14 protein-coding genes and 1 pseudogene are annotated in these 21,535 nt (G+C 33.4%); 13 read left to right on the plus strand and 2 right to left on the minus strand.

Translation table 11 applies throughout. The features are described 5' to 3' along the window. The first annotated feature begins 145 nt into the window (after positions 1–145). From BUB42_RS08250 to BUB42_RS08280, 7 genes and pseudogenes are all read left to right on the plus strand, one after another. Entirely contained in the window at positions 146–388 is a 243-nt protein-coding gene (locus BUB42_RS08250; protein ID WP_073019059.1) for a hypothetical protein, read from the plus strand. Continuing rightward, positions 379–615 carry a type II toxin-antitoxin system RelE/ParE family toxin gene (locus tag BUB42_RS08255; protein WP_244533906.1) on the plus strand — a complete coding sequence of 79 codons (237 nt, stop codon included), beginning with the start codon at positions 379–381 and terminating at the stop codon, positions 613–615. Before BUB42_RS08250 ends, BUB42_RS08255 begins: the two co-directional genes overlap by 10 nt. 664 nt (positions 616–1,279) lie before the next feature. Next, entirely contained in the window at positions 1,280–2,146 is an 867-nt protein-coding gene (gene rfbD, locus BUB42_RS08260) for a dTDP-4-dehydrorhamnose reductase (protein WP_073019061.1), read from the plus strand. A 306-nt stretch (positions 2,147–2,452) separates the two neighbouring features. Continuing rightward, on the plus strand, positions 2,453–3,502 hold the full coding sequence (gene rfbB / locus BUB42_RS08265) for a dTDP-glucose 4,6-dehydratase (RefSeq protein ID WP_073019062.1): 1,050 nt from the start codon (positions 2,453–2,455) through the stop codon (positions 3,500–3,502). Positions 3,503–3,530: 28 nt separating this feature from the next. Continuing rightward, positions 3,531–3,920, plus strand: a pseudogene (locus tag BUB42_RS16720) (GxxExxY protein). A 40-nt stretch (positions 3,921–3,960) separates the two neighbouring features. Next, positions 3,961–4,830, plus strand: coding sequence for a glucose-1-phosphate thymidylyltransferase RfbA (rfbA, locus tag BUB42_RS08275; RefSeq protein WP_073019064.1), 870 nt, complete (start codon positions 3,961–3,963; stop codon positions 4,828–4,830). A 566-nt stretch (positions 4,831–5,396) separates the two neighbouring features. Continuing rightward, positions 5,397–7,358: a polysaccharide biosynthesis protein gene (locus tag BUB42_RS08280; protein WP_073019066.1), complete on the plus strand. Its 1,962-nt coding sequence runs from the start codon at positions 5,397–5,399 to the stop codon at positions 7,356–7,358. Positions 7,359–7,756: 398 nt separating this feature from the next. Here the strand turns inward: BUB42_RS08280 and BUB42_RS08285 are convergent, their stop codons facing one another. Beyond that, positions 7,757–8,497 carry a tyrosine-protein phosphatase gene (locus BUB42_RS08285; RefSeq protein WP_073019068.1) on the minus strand — a complete coding sequence of 247 codons (741 nt, stop codon included), beginning with the start codon at positions 8,495–8,497 and terminating at the stop codon, positions 7,757–7,759. 271 nt (positions 8,498–8,768) lie between these two features. On the opposite strand from BUB42_RS08285, the gene BUB42_RS08290 reads away from it, so the two are divergent. The 6 genes from BUB42_RS08290 (at position 8,769) to BUB42_RS08315 (ending at position 18,998) form a co-directional block, all read left to right on the plus strand. Continuing rightward, positions 8,769–11,939, plus strand: a complete 3,171-nt coding sequence (locus BUB42_RS08290) for a SusC/RagA family TonB-linked outer membrane protein (RefSeq protein WP_073019070.1) — start codon at positions 8,769–8,771, stop codon at positions 11,937–11,939. 15 nt (positions 11,940–11,954) lie between these two features. Continuing rightward, a complete protein-coding gene (locus BUB42_RS08295) occupies positions 11,955–13,418 on the plus strand; it encodes a SusD/RagB family nutrient-binding outer membrane lipoprotein (protein WP_073019072.1) in 1,464 nt (487 codons plus the stop codon). 228 nt (positions 13,419–13,646) lie between these two features. Next, positions 13,647–15,599 (plus strand): putative porin, encoded by a 1,953-nt coding sequence (locus BUB42_RS08300; RefSeq protein WP_073019074.1) that lies wholly within the window; start codon positions 13,647–13,649, stop codon positions 15,597–15,599. A 249-nt stretch (positions 15,600–15,848) separates the two neighbouring features. Beyond that, positions 15,849–17,210: a pyridoxal-phosphate dependent enzyme gene (locus BUB42_RS08305; RefSeq protein ID WP_073019143.1), complete on the plus strand. Its 1,362-nt coding sequence runs from the start codon at positions 15,849–15,851 to the stop codon at positions 17,208–17,210. A gap of 136 nt (positions 17,211–17,346) precedes the next feature. After that, positions 17,347–18,618, plus strand: a complete 1,272-nt coding sequence (locus tag BUB42_RS08310) for a DUF2851 family protein (RefSeq protein ID WP_073019076.1) — start codon at positions 17,347–17,349, stop codon at positions 18,616–18,618. 152 nt (positions 18,619–18,770) lie between these two features. Beyond that, complete coding sequence (locus tag BUB42_RS08315) at positions 18,771–18,998, plus strand: PspC family transcriptional regulator (protein ID WP_073019144.1); 228 nt, start codon at positions 18,771–18,773, stop codon at positions 18,996–18,998. 941 nt (positions 18,999–19,939) lie between these two features. On the opposite strand, the gene BUB42_RS08320 is transcribed toward BUB42_RS08315, so the two are convergent. Continuing rightward, entirely contained in the window at positions 19,940–21,391 is a 1,452-nt protein-coding gene (locus BUB42_RS08320; protein WP_073019078.1) for an amino acid permease, read from the minus strand. Between the last annotated feature and the right edge of the window lie 144 nt (positions 21,392–21,535).

A 21,535-nucleotide genomic window follows, 5' to 3' on the forward strand; every position in this document is an offset into this window, starting at 1 on the left:
AAGAACTATTTGCGGTTTGGAAGAATAAAAAGAAATACTTTTTTATTTCTTTATAAATACGATTTCAAAACCAGCTTGACTTTTATTGGGGTTCAAAAAAAAATTTAAAATATAAATTTCATATTTTTGTAAAAAAGTGTTAGTTATGGACTTACAATCAAGAAAAATAGAATTCGTACAAGAATTTCTTAAATTACAAAGTGAAGAAATAGTCTCGCAGCTCGAAAAAATATTGAGAAAAAGTAATAAATCTTTTTTGCAAGATAATTTTGTACCGATGAGTATTGAGGAATTTAATTCAAGAATTGACAAATCAATGGAAGATTCTGCGAACGGCAGATTAATTGAGTCTACTGAACTAGAAGCCAAGATTGAAAAATGGCATTAAAAATATTGTGGACTGAATTTGCAGAAAAAGAATTAAAAGAAATATTTAATTACTATCATGAAAAAGCAAATTATCAAGTCGCGAAAAACCTTATCGACGGAATTTATAATGCGACTTTGAAATTAGCAGCGCAGCCTGAAATAGGACAGATAGAGGAATTACTTATAGCTCGAAAAGAAGGTTTCAGATATTTAGTTTTTAAAGTTATAAAATTATTTATTGGGTAAATTCACAAAAGAATTGGATTGAAATAAACGATGTTTTTGATCCCCGGCAAAATCCACACAAAATGAAAAGGAATAAATAAAGCCAGCGGCCAGTGTGGAAATTATATTTTGAATTAAACTAGTACAAACAGCAAACGTGCAAAAAACCATTGACTAAATTATTTAGGTATATAATATTATATCCACAATTTAAGAACTTCCAACCAAATCATCTAATATATTAAAACAATTTCATTTCATTTTTGTCTGATAATACGAAAACGAACGAGCCTTTAAAGCCGCCAACACTTATCGAAGTAATGAAATTGCGGATGTACGAACATGGTCTAAATCAAAAATTATATCGGAACTTTTTGGTGTAAGCATTTCCAGAGTAAGCGAATATCTTACTGGAAGAAGCGAACCACCTATAAAAACATCGAGAGATATAAGTTTGAAATTAGATATGGTTCAGAAAATAAGTATGGAGTTTAAATACTTTAATGACGATGCCACAGCGAATTTACCGGAACTTGTGGTAGGTGATATTCTTATGTAAATTATGGTTTTGCAATTCTAAAAGCAGATATTTACAAATCAAAAATCATTACACATATATATTAATAGTAAGCAAATAGTTAAGGGCAAACTAGCGCTCAAATTATAGTTAAATAGAATCAAATTTATGAATAAAATATTAATAACAGGAGCAAATGGACAATTAGGTTCAGAGCTTAGACAAATAGCTGTAAATAAAAAACAATATGAGTGGGTTTTCACTGATTATCAAGAGCTTGATTTGTGCGATTTAGATCATTTAGAAGAAAAAATAAAAGTAATTAATCCGCAAATCATAATCAATTGTGCTGCCCATACTGCCGTAGATAAAGCAGAGACCGAAGTTGAATTATCAGATGTTTTAAATCATCAATCGGTCGCAATTATGGCCAAATGGAGTTATCATAACGATTGTAAGTTGATTCATATTTCTACTGATTATGTTTTTGACGGGAACTCGGCTATCGCATTAACAGAAACAGCCGAAACTAATCCGATAAACGTGTATGGAGTTACCAAATTGGCAGGTGAAAAGGCTTGCATGAATGCGAATCCAAATGCAATTATTATCCGTACTTCATGGGTTTATTCTAGCTTTGGAAACAATTTTGTGAAAACAATGTCGCGTTTGATGAAGGAGAAAGACAGTTTGAATGTAGTTAATGACCAAGTAGGTTCTCCAACGTATGCAGCCGACTTAGCACAAGCAATTATAACAATAATAGAACATAAAAATTGGCAGCCTGGAATCTATAATTTTTCTAATGAGGGAGAAATCAGTTGGTACGAATTTGCTTTGGCAATTCAAGAAATAGGTGGTTTCAAGTGCGAAATAAGCGGTATTCCAGCTGCTAATTATCCAACACCAGCAAAGCGACCAGCCTATTCTTTATTGGATAAAACTAAAATAAAAACTACGTTTGGCGTAATTGTACCTAATTATAAGAAAAGTTTAAAAAAATGTATGGAATTACTGGATATTAACACAAATTAAAAAGCATTTAAAAATGAATTAAGACGTATTAAAACAAATTTCTCTACTAGATGTAACTTAGAAAATAGTTTGTAAAGAAGAATATTTTAAAAGTATTTAAGTTGGTATTAAAGTGTTTGCTGCTTTTATTTTGGTTTTTTTACAGGTTGTTTGTTAAAAGGCTTTCGTTAACAAACAATAAAAATATTAATTTAAGAAATTTGCAGTAATTTGATTAATTCGTAACAATTCGAAATAATTCGTAAAAAAGATATATTAATTTGAGAAATTCGAGATAATTCGTTTTTATTCGATAAACTAAAAAAAATGAAAAAAATTTTAATTACCGGTGGTGCTGGTTTTATTGGTTCACACGTTGTTAGGCGTTTTGTAAATAACTATCCAGAATATCAAATTTATAATCTGGATGCATTGACTTATGCTGGAAATTTAGAAAATATTGTAGATATCGAATCAGCGCCAAATTATACTTTTGTAAAAGGCGACATAGTTGATGCTGGCTTTATAGATGCACTTTTTACCGAACATCAATTTGACGGTGTCTTGCATTTAGCTGCCGAGTCGCATGTAGATCGTTCTATTACAGATCCATTGTCATTTGTAAAAACGAATGTTATTGGAACAGTAAACCTTTTGAATGCTGCTAAAATGATTTGGAAAGACAACATGCAAGGAAAGCGTTTTTATCACATTAGCACTGATGAGGTTTACGGTAGTTTAGGTGCTGAGGGATTGTTCACCGAAACAACGGCTTACGACCCAAATTCACCTTATTCAGCTTCAAAAGCGAGTTCAGACCACTTTGTAAGAGCTTATGGTGAGACCTACGATTTTCCTTATGTGCTTACAAACTGCTCCAATAATTACGGTCCGTTTCATTTTCCTGAAAAACTAATTCCGTTATTTATCAATAATATTATTCAAAACAAACCGTTGCCAGTTTACGGAGATGGGAAATATACTCGCGACTGGTTATTTGTTGAAGATCATGCAGTGGCTATTGACTTAGTTTTCCATAATGGCGTTAATCACGATACCTATAACATTGGTGGTTTTAACGAATGGCAAAATATTGATTTGGTAAAATTACTTTGCAAAATCATGGATGAAAAGTTAGGAAGAACAACAGGAACCTCAGAAAAGCTAATTGCTTATGTCAAAGATCGTCCAGGACATGACTTGCGATATGCTATTGATGCGTCGAAGATTAATAAAGAACTGGGTTGGAAACCTTCTGTGACTTTTGAACAAGGATTAGAAAAAACGGTGAACTGGTATTTAGCGAATGAAACTTGGTTGAAAAACATCACTTCTGGGGAATATGCAACCTATTATGAAAAGCAGTACGCGAATTGAAAAACAAATTTAAAGCGTATTAAAACGAATGGATGCTACCAATAAAATTCTTTATAAAGAAGAAAGTTTTACTATTATTGGCGCTTGTATGAAAGTGCATGGTTCATTAGGAGCAGGATTCTTGGAGGCGGTTTATGAAGAAGCATTGGAAAGAGAATTTCAAACTCTAAAAATTCCTTTTAAAAGACAAGTTAAATTGGATTTATAAAACTACAATCAGAAATTGAAAAAACAGTATCGAGCAGACTTCGTTTGTTATGATACTATTATTTTAGAAATAAAAGCGGTACCACAGATACTAGTGACATTTTATATGCAAGTGCAAAATTATTTAAAATGTACAAATATGGAATTAGGAATGTTGATTAATTTTGGCATGCCCTCATTAACTTATAAAAGAATGATTAATTTGAAGTAATTCGTAAAATTCGGATTAATTCGTAAAATTCGTGAAAAACATGAAAGGAATAATATTAGCCGGTGGATCCGGTACTCGATTACATCCACTAACACTTGCAATGAGCAAGCAAATGATGCCCGTTTACGATAAACCAATGATCTATTACCCATTGTCAACATTGATGATGGCCGGTATAAACGAAATATTAATTATCTCGACACCACATGATTTGCCTAACTTCAAAAAATTATTAGGGGATGGAAAAAATATTGGCTGTCAATTTAGTTATGCGGAGCAAGCAATTCCAAATGGACTAGCCCAAGCTTTCGTAATTGGGGAGGATTTTATCGGTGAAGATAGCGTGGCGCTAGTTTTAGGCGACAATATTTTCTTTGGTGCTAATATGGATCAATTGCTAAAGTCAAATACAAAACCAGAGGGCGGAGTTGTTTTCGCGTACCACGTTTCAGATCCAGAGCGTTACGGAGTGGTAGAATTTGATAAAAATCTAAACGCACTTTCTATTGAAGAAAAACCATTGCAACCTAAGTCAAATTATGCGGTTCCTGGTTTGTATTTTTATGATAATTCAGTGGTTGAAATTGCTAAAAACATCAAACCAAGTCCGCGTGGAGAATATGAAATTACTGATGTCAATAAAGTATATTTAGAAAAAGGAGCGTTGAAAGTTGGTATTTTGAGTAGAGGAACAGCTTGGTTGGATACGGGAACTTTCAACAGTTTGATGCAAGCTGGTCAATTTGTTCAGGTGATTGAAGAGCGTCAAGGTCTGAAAGTAGGATGTATTGAAGAGATTGCTTGGAGACAAGGTTTTATTACAGAACAGCAACTAGCAGAACTAGCAGAACCATTGAGAAAATCAGGTTATGGAGAGTATCTTTTAGGTTTACTGAAACAGAAATTGTAGTTACAATGCTTACTTTATAAATTTTAATTCAACAAACGAAAAATTAAATTTACTTTGTGCAATCAGTCTGATTTATAAATGCAACATTAACGGTATATTTGTTTTGCTTCTATGCTTTCAATTATGCCAGTGAGATAACAACTATTTAGTCAATCCAAAAATTACCAACCGGATAAACAGAGAAATGTTACGGTTAGCCTTTGAAGAAAAAAACATAGAATCACGTCCGCTTTGGAAACCTTTCCATTTACAACCCGTTTTTTAGTCAGTATGACTTTTACGGTAATAATGTTGCAGAAAATCTTTTTGAAAACGGTCTTTGTTTACCATCGGGGCCGATATTATCAGAGGCGTATCAAAATAGAATAAAAGCTTCTTTGCAAAAATTATTTGGGATCTAAAAAGCAAATCCTCCAGTATTGGTGATCAAAAACAACTCGAGATTGGCAGTAATTTTAGATAGTATATTATGTTGCGAAAAATAAACACCCTGAATATCCATTTTACAAATGATTAACAACTATTTTTACAACAATAAAAGACATTAATTTTTAATAAGAGCTATTTTGAATTCTAATTTCGATTTTTCAGCAATCAAGCAGTTTATTTTTTCGAGAGAAAATTTGAAACTAAATTTGCTTAATTTAGGATACCTTCCCAGATGGGTCATTGTTCTCATTGATTTATCTGTTCTTTTATTAGCTTATTTGTTTACTCTTGTCATATTTAGAGGTACAGGTCTAGACTATATAGTTACGCCCCACATCATCAGTTTTTCAGTCTGTTTCTTTATTGTAAATGTTTTCTTTTTTTGGTTGTTTAGAACATACTCAGGAATTATTAGGCATTCGTCTTACATTGATGCTGTCAAGTTGCTATTTTCTCAAACAGGAGTATTAACTATTTTTCTGCTTTTTAATTTTATTTATGAATTGTATACGGGTGAAAAAGCATTTTTAAATACTGCATTCTTTATAAATATAGTACTTTCATTTTGCGGTCTTTTTATTTATCGAATAATAATAAAACAAACGTTCGAACTCTACTTTTCTGAAATAGGAGCTGAGAAGTTAATTAGGACTATTATTTATGGTACTGATGCCAATGCAATTTCAGTTGCTAATGCGTTAAAGTTTGAAACACCTACTCGTTTTAAAATTGTAGGCTTCGTTGACAAAAAAAATAAAAATGCCTCTAAAAGAATGCTGGATTTACCCATTTTAGTCCAAAAGAAAAAGTTACCCACATTAATGCGTTCAATAGGTGCCGAAGGTTTAATAATTGCTGATAAAAGTTTATCAAAAGATGAAGAACTAACTATTATTGAACAATGTCTCGAGTTCAATTATAAAGTGTATCATGTTCCTTCGATAATTAACTGGCAGGATCAAAAAGAGATTTCTCAAAATGTAAAAACATTACAAATTGAAGATCTTCTTGAACGCAAGCCTATTGTGCTTGACGGTCAATTAATTTCTAAACAATTAAAGGACAAGACTATTTTAATTACTGGAGCTGCAGGGTCAATCGGTAGCGAAATTGCGAGACAAGTGTTGGGTTTCGACCCTAAAACGATAATTCTATTAGATCAGGCCGAAACTCCGTTACATCATTTAAAATTAGAGACCGAAGCTTTAAACTCAAATAGTGAAATAATTACAATAGTAGCAGATATCAGAAAAAGAGAGGCTATGGACAGGGTTTTTAGAAACTATAATCCCCAAGTCGTCTTCCATGCAGCAGCTTATAAACACGTACCGCTGATGGAGGAAAATCCGTCAGAGGCAATTCTCACTAATATTGAAGGCACAAAAATTATCGCTGATCTTTCTTGCGTTTACAAAGTCAAAAAATTTGTAATGGTTTCGACCGATAAAGCAGTAAATCCGAGTAATGTGATGGGAGCCAGTAAAAGGATAGCAGAAAAATATGTGCAATCGCTGCAATCTAGAAATAATAAATTGGTAGGAAAAGCAGCAACCAAGTTTATTACAACTCGTTTTGGAAATGTTTTAGGTTCTAATGGTTCTGTAGTGCCGTTATTTACAAAACAAATCGCAATGGGTGGACCAGTAACCATAACTCACGCCGATATTATACGATATTTTATGACTATTCCAGAGGCGTGCCAACTTGTTTTGGAGGCAGGTGCAATGGGAAATGGAGGAGAGATTTATATATTTGATATGGGAAAACCAGTAAAAATAATTGATCTGGCAAGGAAAATGATTAAGTTAGCAGGCTTCACTCCCGATAAGGAAATTAAAATTGAAATCGTTGGTTTACGCCCAGGCGAAAAGTTATTTGAAGAATTACTAAACGACACTTCAAAAACTTTACCCACACATCACGAAAAGATCATGATCGCTGAAGAAATTCAAGATGAATTTGAAATCTTAAATGCTGATATTGAGGAACTAATTTATAAAGCTAACTTCTTTGGTAACGAAGATATCGTGATGCAAATGAAAAAAATAGTACCCGAATTTAGAAGTATGAATTCGAGTTTTCAATTGTTAGATAAATAATAGTCAATCGAATATTTAAGAAAAAAAGCTCTCAAAAGTTTAGCACAATACCCCCATAAAGTTAGATACTTTTTGGGGGTATTTTTTATATCTAATTCACCTAAGTAAAATGTGATAAAATTTCAAGATTTTTTTAGTGCAAATAATCCGAGCGAAAATTAACAACACCATTCATTCTTTGAAAAGGCCGTAATAGTTTTGTCAAATCGAGCCCTTTTACTAACGCTCAGGAAAGGCTGCCGTCGAGATTACGAATCACTTATAAAAGGAGTTTTTCCCTTCGGTTACGTTGTACACATAGGACTCCACATGAAAAATAATAAGGCTTATTTCCAGTAAATTTAAAACACAAACGGGATAATGGATGTTCTTTTAAAATGTAACTTAATTTTCAACTGTTACCCAAATCTAAAGAATTCGTTATTACTGATCGCCTCTTTTAGCGGAGCTAAATCCTTTAAATAAACGGGCTGATTAAATGCTGCAATGTGTTTATGATGATGTACATCTGAACCTACATAACTATACAATCCTTTTATGAGTAATTGCTCTGCTATTTTCCGAATTCCTGAACCGTAATACCCAACCACTGATAGCAAATTCAATTGAAACAAGCATCCTGCTTTTTTTAATTTGTTATACTCATTTAAATTATTATGATAAAAAAGGTACCGCTCAGGATGCGCTAAAACTGGAATATATCCTGCAACCTGTAAATCAAATAGAATTGAATATAATTGTATGGGTGGATTAATATATGACATTTCTACTAATACATAATTATCTTTTAGTGTTAGCAATTGACCAGCCTGAAAAAGACTGACAAACTGGTCATCCATTAAATATTCGGCTGCTGCTTTTAATGGCGCTTTAAAATCTTTTTTTTCTAATAAAAGAACCGTTTCTTTTTCCTTTAATTTAATTCCTTCGAACGTATTATCCCAAACATGTTGAATAATATGTGGCGTAGTAATAAATTGACAAGTTCCAAAATTTTGCAATGCAGATGTAAGCCGCAACGTATCTTCAAATGTTAATGCTCCATCGTCAATTGCAGGCAAAAGGTGTGAATGAATATCAATATAATTGCTAGGAATTAAATTCTTAAGTCGAGTTTTTGATTTAAAAAATGTTAGCATGTTACAAATTTATAGAAAAGTTATGGTTTTTAGTGTGCGATTCTTCCATTTTTAGTATTAAAAAAATAATATTATCAAAAATTTTTTAGCTGTACAATTTATAAATTGTTTCTGCAGGGTAAGAATATACTTCCTAAGATCATAAAATAATAGCGATATTCATTTAACTTATTAATAACATAAAAAAATAGGCTGTTAAAATTAAAAAGTTCTTGTTTTTTAAATAATTTATTATGATTTTTGCCTCATAACTAATTCAAACAAATTTAATATGAGATTAAAATTCAAATGGATTTTCACGCTACTAGTAGCGTTGTCTATGCAGTTTTCTTTCGCACAGGAAAGAACTGTTTCGGGAGTTGTTTCTGATGCAACTGGTCCTATTCCGGGCGCAAATGTATTAATTAAGGGTACAAAGAAAGGAGTTTCCACTAACTTCGATGGTACCTATAGTATCACAGTTAACCCAGGGGCAACATTAGAGTTTCGTTCACTTGGTTTCCTATCACAAACTAAGGTTGTTGGCACATCATCGTCAATAAATGTAACTTTGGCAACAGATGCACAGTCACTTAACGAGGTTGTGGTAACATCATTTGGAATTAAAAGAGATAAAAAATCTCTGGGTTACTCTACTCCAGTAATAAAAGCAAAAGAGCTAACAGCTGCAAGAGCTACAAACGTAACCAACCAACTTGTAGGTAAGGTTGCTGGTGTACGTGTAACTGGATCAGGAGGAGCTTTTAGTGGTTCTAGCGTGATAATAAGAGGTTTAACTACTTTTACTGGAAGTAACCAACCTTTGTATGTTGTGGACGGCGTGCCTATTGATAACAGTGGTGGAGGTACTGCTTTACAAAGAGGTTCATCGCCATCAAACCGTGCTATCGATATTAATCCTGAAGATATTGAAAACGTAACTGTTCTAAAAGATGCTGCTTCAACAGTTCTTTATGGATCTAGAGGTGCATCTGGTGTTATTTTAATTACCACTAAAAAGGGTAAAAAAGGAGAGAAAGCAACAATTACTTTTGATTCAAGTTACAATATCGTAAATGTAAATCGTTTGCCGGATTATCAAAATGAATATGCGCAGGGGCTCAATGGTACGTTAACACCTGCTCAAATTGGTTCTGGTTTAGTGCCAAACAGATCAAATTCCGTAGGCCTTATGAACTCAGCTTCATTTGGACCTAAGATTATGGGTCAAAATATTATCAATGCTTATGGTCAACCTGTAGTATTACAGGCTTATCCAAACAACGTGCGCGATTTTTTTAAAACTGGTTTCAACGCTCAAAACAACTTAAGTTTTACCGGCGGTTCTGAAAAATCTAGTTTTAGACTTGCTCTTGGTAATACAAGAGAAACTTCTGTTATTGACAATAACAATTTATCTCGAACTAACATAACCTTTTCAGGAAACACTCAAATGTCTGATAGGTTGAACGTAGGAGCTAATATTACCTACACTAATACATCTTCGCAAAGAACTGTACAAGGTAATAATTTGTCTAACCCATTGTTTAGAGGGTGGTTTACTCCGAGATCATATGACTTAACTGGCTTGCCTTTTGAAAATTCGCTAGGACAGCAATTGTATCCTGGTGGCGAAGACAACCCTTATTGGACTGTTAAAAACAATTTGTCCAATGATAAAGTAAATAGAATATTGGCTAATTTTAATGCTAAATACGAGCTTGCTTCATGGTTGAGTGCTGACCTTAAAATCGGAACAGATTTTTTCAATAGGAATAACCGCGGTTTTGACGAGGTTGGAAACAGAGGTGCAGGTTTTACTCAGGGTGCAGTCAATATTGGTAGCGTACGTGAGAATGCCACCAACGTTCACAATTTAAACCAGTACTTTACCTTAAACGCTAACAAAAAGTTCAATAATTTCACTTTGTCGGGGACAGTTGGAAATGAATTTACTAACAACTATCGCTTCGATTCTGATGTTACAGGTCTAAATTTAGTAATACCTGGTTTTGCCAATTTATCTAATGCTACAACGTTTGCTCCGAGCTCTGATTTCGCAATCACAAAATTGTTTGGAGTTTTTGCCGATGTTGCGCTAGAGTATAAAAATTTCTTGTCCGTAAATGTCAAAGCAAGAAATGACTGGGATTCTACGTTAGCTCCAGAGAATAATTCTATTTTCTATCCAGCAGTGTCAGGAAGTTTTGTATTGACTGAGGCATTTCCAGCGATCAAGTTTGGAGATAAAATTAATTTAATAAAGTTTAGAGCAAGTGCGGGTGAAGTAGGAAAAGGTGCGCCTGCTTTTGCAACTGATACTTATTTTAACCAAGCTCTTGCTGAAGATGGTTTTGGTCCACGAATTGTTTTCCCTTTTAATCAGAATGCTGGTTTTAGTCTATCGCCACAAGCGGGTAATGCAGCACTTACGCCAGAGTTTACTAGCGAAGTTGCTTTTGGAACTGAAATGGCATTTTTTAATAATCGATTAAATATTGATGCTACCTATTACGAACGTAATACTCGTAATGTAATTTTGAGTGTACCTGTGTCAGCGGCATCAGGAGTTACAAACGCTTTAAGAAATGCAGGAAAGCTTTCAACTAAAGGTCTTGAAATTCAAGTATCTGGAACACCAATCAAAACCCAAAATTTTTCATGGGATTTAGGAGCAAATTACACTCAGTATGTATCTACAGTTGAAGAACTGGCTCCAGGAGTAACGAATATATTCTTAGGTGGTTTCGTAAGTCCTAGTGTTCGTTTGGTTGCAGGCGATGAATATGGTCAACTTTATGGTACTACATATCAACGTAATCCTGCTGGGCAAATGTTAATTAATCCTACAACCGGTTTACCATTATTAGCTGCTGGTGAAGTAGCAATAGGGAACCCAAACCCTGATTTTACAATGGGTATAACTAATACTTTTACTTACAAAAACTTTAGCTTGTTCGTTTTACTTGATATTAAAGAAGGTGGAGATCAGTATTCAAGAAATATTGCTGACTTACAAAGAAACGGTGTGGCCGCAGAAACAGCTGAATTCCCTAGATTTGGAGCGGATAATGTGACTCCTAATAGACCATATCTTTATGAAGGTGTTTTTGCTTCAGGCCCGAACGCAGGGCAGCCAAACAATATAAACGTGAATGCTCAGGATTTTTATGGCAATCAGGGTAAGTATCTTGCTGCTGAAGGATTTATATATGACACCTCTTGGTTTAGAGTTAGAGAGGTAGCTTTTTCTTATAATTTAAATTCTAGGTTTTTAGCGAATACTGGAATTAAACAATTTGAAGTTGGAGTATTTGGAAGGAATTTATTCTTGCACGCACCTAATTATCCACATCTTGACCCAGAACAAAATGCGTTAGGGATAAGCAATGCACAAGGTTTAGAGTTTAATGCTCAACCGCAGACGAGAACAATTGGTTTTAATCTTAAAGTAGTACTTTAGAAATAAATTTAGCAAATGAAAAATATAAAAAATAAAATAGTATCTGTTCTATTCTTAGCTGCTTTTGTAGTTACAGGATGTGAATTTGGTGACATCAACACGGATCCAAGCAGAGTAAAAGCTGCTCCAATCGCTCAGCAGTTAACTTCATTGACTGTTAATGTAGGTTTTTTAGCGGGTAGTGATTTAAATCGGTACTCGTCATTGATCATGCAACAGTATTCAGGGCAATCTGTTGGTGCTACTACCCAGACTCAATTTTTCGAACAATTTCAAATTATTGGCCCTGATTTGAACAACCTTTGGTCGAATATGTATGCCGTTATCTTAAATGATGCCGAGAACATTATAGTTGACGCAACGGCCACTAATAGTCCACACTATTCAGGTGTTGCAAAAATTTTAAAAGCATACACGTATCAATTAGCTGTCGATACTTGGGGTAAAATACCTTATTCTGAGACTCAAAAGTTATCTGCTAATGTAAAACCAAAGTATGATTCTGATGAACTTATTTATACAGAATTAATAACTTTATTAGACCAAGGTATCGCTGAAGTCAATGCGCCAACATCTGCAATTTCTCCAGGGACTAACAGTTCAATCTATCCAGGGGCATTTTCAGCTTCGAGAAACAATTGGGTAAGATTTGCAAATACATTAAAGTTGCGTATCTTTTTACATTACAGTGAAAAAGATGCTGCTTTTGCTAAAAGTAGAATGGATGCATTGATAAGCTCAGGTGCTCCTTTAATGATTGGTAATGCAGATAGCTTTCAAATGAATTTTCTTGATGCTGCTAATGCTAGAAACCCAATTGATCAATTTGAGACTCTTAGACTTGGTAATTTAGTTGCTAATGCTAGAATTGTTAATATGATGAACTCAAAAACAGATCCTAGAAGACAATTTTATTTTACGCAATTTCCTGCGAATTCTGGTTTATATGTAGGGTCTGTTGCTGGAGCTCCAGCAAATCCAGGTATCTATTCTAGATTTCACACTTACTTAAGAGGAGCTATTACTGGTGTAACATATACTGGAGCGGCGCCTATTAGAATGTTAACTTTTGCAGAGTATAACTTTATTAGAGCTGAAGCATCCTTAAGATTCGCTTCACCAGGTAGCGCACAAACGTTTTACCAAGCTGGTATAAGAGCTTCTATGGAAAGTGCAGGTGTTGTAGCTGCAGATATTACTGCTTATTTAGCAGCAAATGGTGCATTAACTGGTACCAATGCACAACAACTTGAACAAATAATCAATGAAAAATATATTGCTGGTTATGGTGTTGTTTTAGAACCATGGACTGATTTCCGTAGAACGGGTTTTCCTTCTTTAACTTTACCTTCAAATGCAGTTATACCATTTTTTCCAAGATCGCTTTTTTATCCTCAAAGTGAGATTGATTTAAATCCTGAGAATGCTACGCAAAAAACTGGCATGAATGTTAAAGTTTTTTGGGATACAAGACCATAAAACACCTATAATTTTATTAAACCTTCTCTTTTTTGAGAAGGTTTTTTTTTGTTTAAATATTTTCATTTTTGAATATTTTTAGACATTTTATCGATAATTACTAAATCATAATATTTAATTATTACCGTCTAAAATTTATTTTAGACGGTTTTTTTATTTACTGCTATATTAATTTACCTTTGCATTGTCATGGATGTGTTTATGGCGACTTAACCATAGCTTTATCAAATGAGGATTTTCTTTTATTTATTATTTTTGGCTGTACCTACGATATTGTTGTCTCAAACTAAGGATACAAAGGAAAGTACTAGTAGCCTAAAAAATCAAAGTCAAAATGATACAACAAAAACTAAGGTCGCCTCTATTGATCTTTACAGAGTAATTACCATAGATAGAGACACCACGTACATTGATACCTCGCTTACTATTCAAAAAGAATACAGCCATAATTATTTGCGTAAAGATATTTTTGGACTATTGCCATTTGCTAATGATGGACAAACTTATAATACGCTACAATATAACTTAGCTGATATTTCTCCTTATCCAGAGTTTGGATTTAAAGCAAAACATTTTAACTTTCTAGAAGCTAATCAAATTAAGTATTTTTCGGTGGCAACTCCTGTTACTGAACTCTATTTTAAAAGCACCATACGTAAAGGACAGTCTGTCGATGCGCTTATAACTTTAAATACATCGCAGAATTTAAACTTTTCAATTGCGTACAGAGGATTGCGATCTGAAGGAGAATATATAAATCAATTAGCCAGCACCGGTAATTTTAGATTTACTACTAGTTATAATACAAAAAACAAAAGGTATTATCTCAATGCACATTACACTTTTCAGGATATATTGAATAGTGAAAACGGAGGAATTACAACAACTGATGATTTTGAAAGCGAAGATCCAAACTTTAATAACCGACAACGATTTGAAGTTTTTCTAAATGATGCAAAATCTTTCCTAAAAGGGAAAAGAATTTTTTTAGACCATAATTTTAGAGTGAATGCTAAAAAAGGTGCTAATAATTTATATGTCAATCATCAATTTAATTACGAGAATAAATTTTTTGAATACAATCAGAGAACTTTGTTATCAACAATAGGCGATCAAACAGTTTCTCGTTTTGGCGATTCTTTTCTAGCTGCTGAGATTAATGACCAAACTCGTTTTAACAAAATGTACAATCGAGTAGGTGCTACTTACGAAAATACAACGTTAGGCAAATTTCATTTCTTCGTTGAAGATTTTAGATCTAATTTTTACTATTCGAGAATTTTGATATTTGACAACCAAGGAATTATTCCGAGTTCATTTAGTCAAAACATCAATAGTGCGGGTGGCCAATACGAATACCGTCGTAATAAGTGGAACGGAACGTTTTTGTATTCCAGATCAGTGACAGCGCAGTCGTTATCTAATCTCGATGCAAAGTTAAAGTATGAGTTGAGCGATGAGATTCAGCTCGCTTTTCAATATCAAAATATTAATAAACTACCTAATAATAATTTCAATTTACATCAAAGTAGCTTTGTGCAGTACAACTGGTCGAATAATTATAAAAATGAAAAAATTAATGTTCTTAAAGCGCAAGCCACAACACCGTGGGTAAATGCCGAAGTGCAATTGTCAGTGCTGCAAGATCATTTGTATTTTGATGATGTGTCCACGCCCACTCAGGCAATAGAGCGAATTCAAATTATAGCGCCAAAGCAATTTGATGGTACAATAAATTATTTATCTATTAAAGCGAGTAGAGAATTTCAATTTGGAGAATTTGCATTGAATAATACCATCTTATACCAAAAAACAGAGCAATCCGAAGCAATTTTAAACGTTCCCGAAATTGTTACAAGAAATACCTTTTATTACACAACATTCTTGTTTAAAAAAGCTTTGTTTTTACAAACAGGTTTTACTCTAAATTATTTTTCAAACTATTTTGCTAATGATTATAATCCCGTTATTGGTGAATTTTTTGTGCAAAATCGAAAGCAAATTGGAAATTATCCCAACTTAGACTTTTTTGTTAATGCAAAAATTCAAAGAACTAGAATTTATTTCAAGGTAGAACATTTTAATTCTTCCATTACAGGAAACAATTTCTATGCTTCACCTACTAATCCAGCCCGTGATTTTACAATTCGTTTTGGTTTGATATGGAATTTCTTCAACTAAAGTTACAATTACACCATTTGGTCATTGAAAATACCGTTTTATTTTTGTCAAATCGAGCCCTTTAGCCGCCGCTCAGGAACGAGATAACGCACTACTTAAAGATGATCGTGATTTCATTGAATTTAAAACATGGCACCTTGCAATTATTTTGAACCTATACAGATAAATAGATTGCGGAGATTGTTTTGTGACAAAATAGTATCTTTGCAAAAATATTTACTACAATTTACAATCAAAAAATATAATCAAATGCAATACGCAGAAAATATATTAGGAACAATTGGTAATACACCAATGGTAAAACTTAATAAAATTACAGCAGAAATTGATGCTCTTGTTTTAGCGAAAGTAGAAACTTTTAATCCAGGAAATTCTGTAAAAGACCGTATGGCGGTAAAAATGATTGAAGATGCTGAGGCTGATGGTCGTTTAAAACCAGGCGGAACAATAATTGAAGGAACATCGGGAAATACTGGAATGGGATTAGCTTTAGTAGCCATAGTTCGTGGATACAAGTTGGTATGTGTTATATCAGATAAGCAATCCAAAGAAAAAATGGATATTCTTCGCGCCGTAGGAGCTAAAGTAGTAGTTTGTCCTACTGATGTTGAACCAACTGACCCGAGATCGTACTATTCAGTTTCTAGAAGACTGGCTGAGGAAACTCCGAATTCTTGGTATGTTAACCAATATGATAATCCCTCGAATGCCATAGCACATTACGAGCAAACCGCTCCCGAAATTTGGGAACAAACAGACGGTAAAATCACGCACTTTATTGTTGGCGTGGGAACGGGTGGAACGATATCTGGTGTGGCAAAATATTTGAAGGAAAGAAATCCAAATATTAAAATATGGGGTATCGACACTTATGGTTCGGTATTTAAGAAATATCATGAGACAGGTATCTTTGATGAAAATGAAATCTATTCTTACATAACGGAGGGTATAGGTGAAGATATTTTACCAAAAAATGTGGACTTTTCACTAATTGATGGATTTACCAAAGTAACAGATAAGGATGCCGCTGTTTACACTAGAAGAATTGCATTAGAAGAAGGTATTTTTGTGGGGAACTCCGCTGGAGCTGCTGTAAAGGGATTGCTCCAACTTAAAGAACATTTTAAACCTACAGATGTTATAGTTGTTTTATTTCACGATTCTGGTAGTCGCTACGTAGGTAAAATGTTTAACGATGATTGGATGCGCGAACGTGGTTTTCTCGATGAAGAAGTTACAAAAGCGGAAGATGTAATAAAGGATCATTTAAATAAGTCCTTAATTGTGGTGCGAACAGAAGAACTAGTTTCACATGCAATAGAACGTATGCGTAAGTATAAAATATCTCAAATACCAGTGGTAGATATTTCAGGGTTTGTGGGTTCTGTAGATGAAAGCGACTTATTTCAGAGTTATGTTGCTAATAAAGATGTTGCTGATAAACCCATTAAAGAAATTATGGGAAAACCATTTCCAATAGTGAAACACGGAACTGCGATAGAAGAAGTTTCTAAATTATTCAACAAAGATAACGCCGCAGTATTAGTTGAATTAGAAAATGGGAAACATCACATTATTACAAAGTATGATATTATTGGTTCGATAAAGTAAATAATAAAATAAGATTTATAATTACCCGTTTGAAATTTATTTCTTGCGGGTTTTTTTATGTTTTTTTTTCTTTGTCAAACAGCTAATGATTATTTAATTATTTTATTACCTTAGTATTCAATCTAATACGAGTACTATGAAAGAAGATTTTCTTCATTATATATGGAAATTTAAAAAGTTTAATGCCTCAAACTTAACAACTTCAAATGATGAAGAAATCACAATAATTAATGTTGGACAATATTTAGAGTTGGCAGGCCCTGATTTTTTTAATGCACAAATCACGATTGGTACTCAAAAATGGGCTGGTAATGTAGAAATTCATATCAAATCTTCCGATTGGTACGCACATCATCACGAGATTGATTCGGGCTATGAAAATGTAATTTTACATGTTGTCTGGGAAAATGATGCGGCGGTTTTTAGAAGCGATAATACCGAGATTCCAGTTTTAGAACTTAAAAACCACGTCTCCCACGATATTGTTTTAAATTATCAATCATTAATTAATCCGAAATCTTGGATTTTTTGTGAAAAGCAATTAGAACATATTGATAAATTTATTTTGAAAAATTGGCAAGAACGTCTTTTTTTTGAACGATTAGAACGCAAATCCAAACCGATATTTGAGTTATTACAACAAACAAATTCCGACTGGGAAGCGGTCTTATTTATATTGTTGGCCCGAAATTTTGGACTGAATACAAATGGTGAAATTTTCATGAAAATTGCGCAGTCGATTCCTTTTTCAATCATTAGAAAAGAAAGTTTTGAAGTTGAAAATTTAGAAGCTTTATTACTAGGAATGGCTGGCTTATTAGAAGTTGAAAAAGAGGATAACTATTATAAAAATTTGAATTTTAGATACTTCTATTTATTGCATAAACACCAAATTGACAAAGTATTTATAGCGCCAGTGCAATTTTTTAAACACAGACCGGATAATTTTCCAACAATCCGCTTGTCTCAATTTGCAAATTTGTATCACACACAACAAAATTTATTCTCAAAAATCAATAGTTTAACTACGGCGAATAGTAGTTATGATTTGTTCCAAGTAGCCACATCGGATTATTGGCAAGACCACTATCAATTTGATAAACAAAGCCCTAATAAAAAGAAAATACTCTCCAAATCCTTTATCGATTTGATCATCATAAACACGATAATTCCATTACAATTTGCTTACGCAAAAAGTATAGGAAAAGAAATCGCAGAAGATCTAATCCTTTTGTTGGATGATATAAAGCCAGAGAAAAATGCTATTATAGATAAATTTAGTTCTTTTGGAATAGCGGTAAATAATGCATTTGAAACACAATCGCTACTACAACTTAAAAACGAGTACTGTAATAAGAGTAGGTGTCTCGAATGCGCGATAGGGGTCGAATTACTGAAAAGTGAATAAAATTCAAATCTAGATTTAGATATCCAGACGGAATTCCGCTTAAAATTCGATTTTCAAAAGTTACAATCAAATAATTTTGTAATTTTACGATTGACTTAAATCAAAATTTCTTGTCAATAATCTATAATTCAAAACCAACAAGACCTAAATTAATGACTGCGATAGTAAAACTTAAATTCTTTTTAGAAAAACATGGTTTTCATGTTTCTTCTCGTTTAGCTGATGCGCTAGGAATGCGAGCGAGTAGCGTTCGTCTGTTTTTTATCTATATTTCGTTTGTTACAGCTGGATTGGGTTTTGGAGTCTATCTAACACTTGCTTTCTGGATTCGATTAAAGGATTTAATTCGTGCAAAGCGAACCTCGGTTTTTGACATATAATGTAGGTGAAATAGTAGATCCTAAGTAATCCCTCGAAGATATTTCTTTATTCGTAGCAACTTGTCAAACGTCTATTCTGGTTCTTAAATTCTATTTTAATACCGTTTTTCTTCAACTTATTTTTATCAATTGTAATTCGTCCTATTTTTGTCAAATCGAGCGCAGTCGAAATTACTACCGATTTTTAAACAACGTTGCGTGCTTCATTACAATCATAATGAAGTGCTTAACCTGACAAATTTCAATTCTTTTTCACAGTATATTCAAATCATAAATGGTATTAGCTGTCTTGTTCGGTTAAATTAACATTAAAAACCCGTTTGTTCTGTTTATAATGAACGGGCTTTTTATTTGGGCGTTTCCTTGTTACAAACTTTTCAGGAAAATTCAAGATCCTACTAGCAACAAGGTCAGGTTTTCCGCTACAAATGAAATTCACTGAATACCAAAATTAAAATAAAACCATAATGAAGTAATCTTTTTATGCTCCGTTCCTACGCATAAAAAGGATTTCCACTACAACCCTTAACGCAGGTACTTTTGGTAAATATAACATTCACAATTTCAAAGTAAGTGATAGAACAAAATGATGCTATCTCTTAAACCACACAAGAAATTTAAAGAACAAATAAGTTTTGTTACATTCTTCTCATCATAGACTTTATACCAATTAGTCTTTGAAATTACCGTCCTGTTTTTGTCAAATCCAGCGCAGTCGAGATTACGAACAACTTTTAAACAACGTTTCGTGCTTCATTACAATCATGATGACGTGCTCAACCGGACAAATTTCAATTCTTTTTCACAGTAAATTAAAAACATAAATGGTATCAGTGATAGAGTATTTTAAGGGTAGAACTATTTTGGTTTTGTATACGAATCAAAAAAAAGGGATTAGAAAGTTGTTACTTTCTAATCCCTTTTTTAAATAAATTATTATTTTATTTATCTGGATTATTTAGTTTACTGTGATTTTTACTGTAAACAAAATATATTAAAACTCCCAATCCCATCCATACCGCTAATCTAATCCAGCTTTCGTAAGGAAGTGAATACATCAGATATAAGCAAACTAAAATTCCAGCAATAGGAACGTAAGGAACAAAAGGTGTTTTGAATGATCGTGGCGCATCGGGCATTTTTTTGCGCATTACAAGTATACCAGCACAAACCAATACGAAAGCTAATAATGTTCCTATACTGACCATGTGACCTAAATCACTCACTGGTACAAAACCAGCAAAAAGGCTTACAAATACCATGAAGAATAAATTAGTTTTCCAAGGGGTCCGGAATTTTGCATGAATATCACCAAAAAAGGATGGTAAAAGCCCATCTTTACTCATGGTGTAAAAAACACGACTCTGTCCCATTAACATCACTAGCATTACAGACGTATATCCAGCTAAAATTGCAATAATTAATCCCGTTTGTAAAAAGGAATATCCAGTTACAGCAAATGCTGTAGCTGCTGGTTTCGCGTCACCTGCAAACTGATAAAAAGGGACAAGACCAGTCATTACATGAGCAAATAAAACATATAGAATCGTACAAATCACTAATGATCCTAAAATACCAATTGGCATTCCTTTTTGAGGATTCTTAGCTTCTTGTGCAGCAGTTGAAACAGCATCAAAACCAATAAAAGCAAAAAAGACCGTTCCGGCGCCTGCTGCAATTCCTGACCATCCAAATTGACCTTTCACACCAGTGTTTTCAGGAATGTAGGGTGCATAATTAGCAGGATCTATAAAGTCCCATCCCAAAACAATAAACATAATTACAACGATAACTTTTACTACTACAAGCACATTGTTAATCGATGCAGACTCTTGAGTGCCGCGTATTAGTAATAAAGATAGAGACGAAACTATTAATATTGCTGGCAAGTTAATATATCCGCCGTTTATCACTGTTCCATCACCTAAAGTTAAAGTTTCCCAGGGCGAACAAATGAAATGAGGGTTAAGATTAATACCGTATTTATTTAATAATTCTAATAAGTAGCGCGACCAACTTACGCCAACGGTAGCGGCTCCTAATGCATATTCAAGTACTAAATCCCAGCCTATGATCCATGCCATAAATTCTCCCATAGTGGCGTAAGAATAAGTATATGCGCTTCCTGCTACAGGTATCATCGACGCAAATTCAGCATAACAAAGACCTGCAAATGCACAACCCACTGCAGCTAATACAAAAGATAATGTTACTGCGGGACCTGCATGCTCTGCCGCCGCGATTCCTGTTAAAGAAAATAATCCTGCTCCAATAATTGCTCCAACTCCAAGTGCTACTAGCGAACGTGAAGATAGAGTTCTTTTTAATCCTTTTTCAGATTCTGATGCTTCATTAAGCAACACTGAAAGGGGCTTAGTTTTCCAAATCGACATGGTTAAAATGGTTTTATTTGTTATTAAGTTTCAAATGTATTCTTTTTTAAAAAAAATACAAATAATAATTAGCGATTTAAGTCATATTAGCTAAATTATTATCAGGTAGATCGATTAATTCTGCAATTAAGAAGATTTAATTTG

The organism is Flavobacterium micromati (assembly GCF_900129585.1).
GTDB classification, from domain to species: Bacteria; Bacteroidota; Bacteroidia; order Flavobacteriales; family Flavobacteriaceae; genus Flavobacterium; species Flavobacterium micromati.

Coding starts and splice junctions, on each gene's coding strand:
- BUB42_RS08250 (WP_073019059.1), top strand. CDS start 146: ATGGACTTACAATCAAGAAAAATAGAATTCGTACAAGAATTTCTTAAA.
- BUB42_RS08255 (WP_244533906.1), top strand. CDS start 379: ATGGCATTAAAAATATTGTGGACTGAATTTGCAGAAAAAGAATTAAAA.
- rfbD (WP_073019061.1), top strand. CDS start 1,280: ATGAATAAAATATTAATAACAGGAGCAAATGGACAATTAGGTTCAGAG.
- rfbB (WP_073019062.1), top strand. CDS start 2,453: ATGAAAAAAATTTTAATTACCGGTGGTGCTGGTTTTATTGGTTCACAC.
- rfbA (WP_073019064.1), top strand. CDS start 3,961: ATGAAAGGAATAATATTAGCCGGTGGATCCGGTACTCGATTACATCCA.
- BUB42_RS08285 (WP_073019068.1), bottom strand. CDS start 8,497: ATGCTAACATTTTTTAAATCAAAAACTCGACTTAAGAATTTAATTCCT.
- BUB42_RS08290 (WP_073019070.1), top strand. CDS start 8,769: ATGAGATTAAAATTCAAATGGATTTTCACGCTACTAGTAGCGTTGTCT.
- BUB42_RS08295 (WP_073019072.1), top strand. CDS start 11,955: ATGAAAAATATAAAAAATAAAATAGTATCTGTTCTATTCTTAGCTGCT.
- BUB42_RS08300 (WP_073019074.1), top strand. CDS start 13,647: ATGAGGATTTTCTTTTATTTATTATTTTTGGCTGTACCTACGATATTG.
- BUB42_RS08305 (WP_073019143.1), top strand. CDS start 15,849: ATGCAATACGCAGAAAATATATTAGGAACAATTGGTAATACACCAATG.
- BUB42_RS08310 (WP_073019076.1), top strand. CDS start 17,347: ATGAAAGAAGATTTTCTTCATTATATATGGAAATTTAAAAAGTTTAAT.
- BUB42_RS08315 (WP_073019144.1), top strand. CDS start 18,771: ATGACTGCGATAGTAAAACTTAAATTCTTTTTAGAAAAACATGGTTTT.
- BUB42_RS08320 (WP_073019078.1), bottom strand. CDS start 21,391: ATGTCGATTTGGAAAACTAAGCCCCTTTCAGTGTTGCTTAATGAAGCA.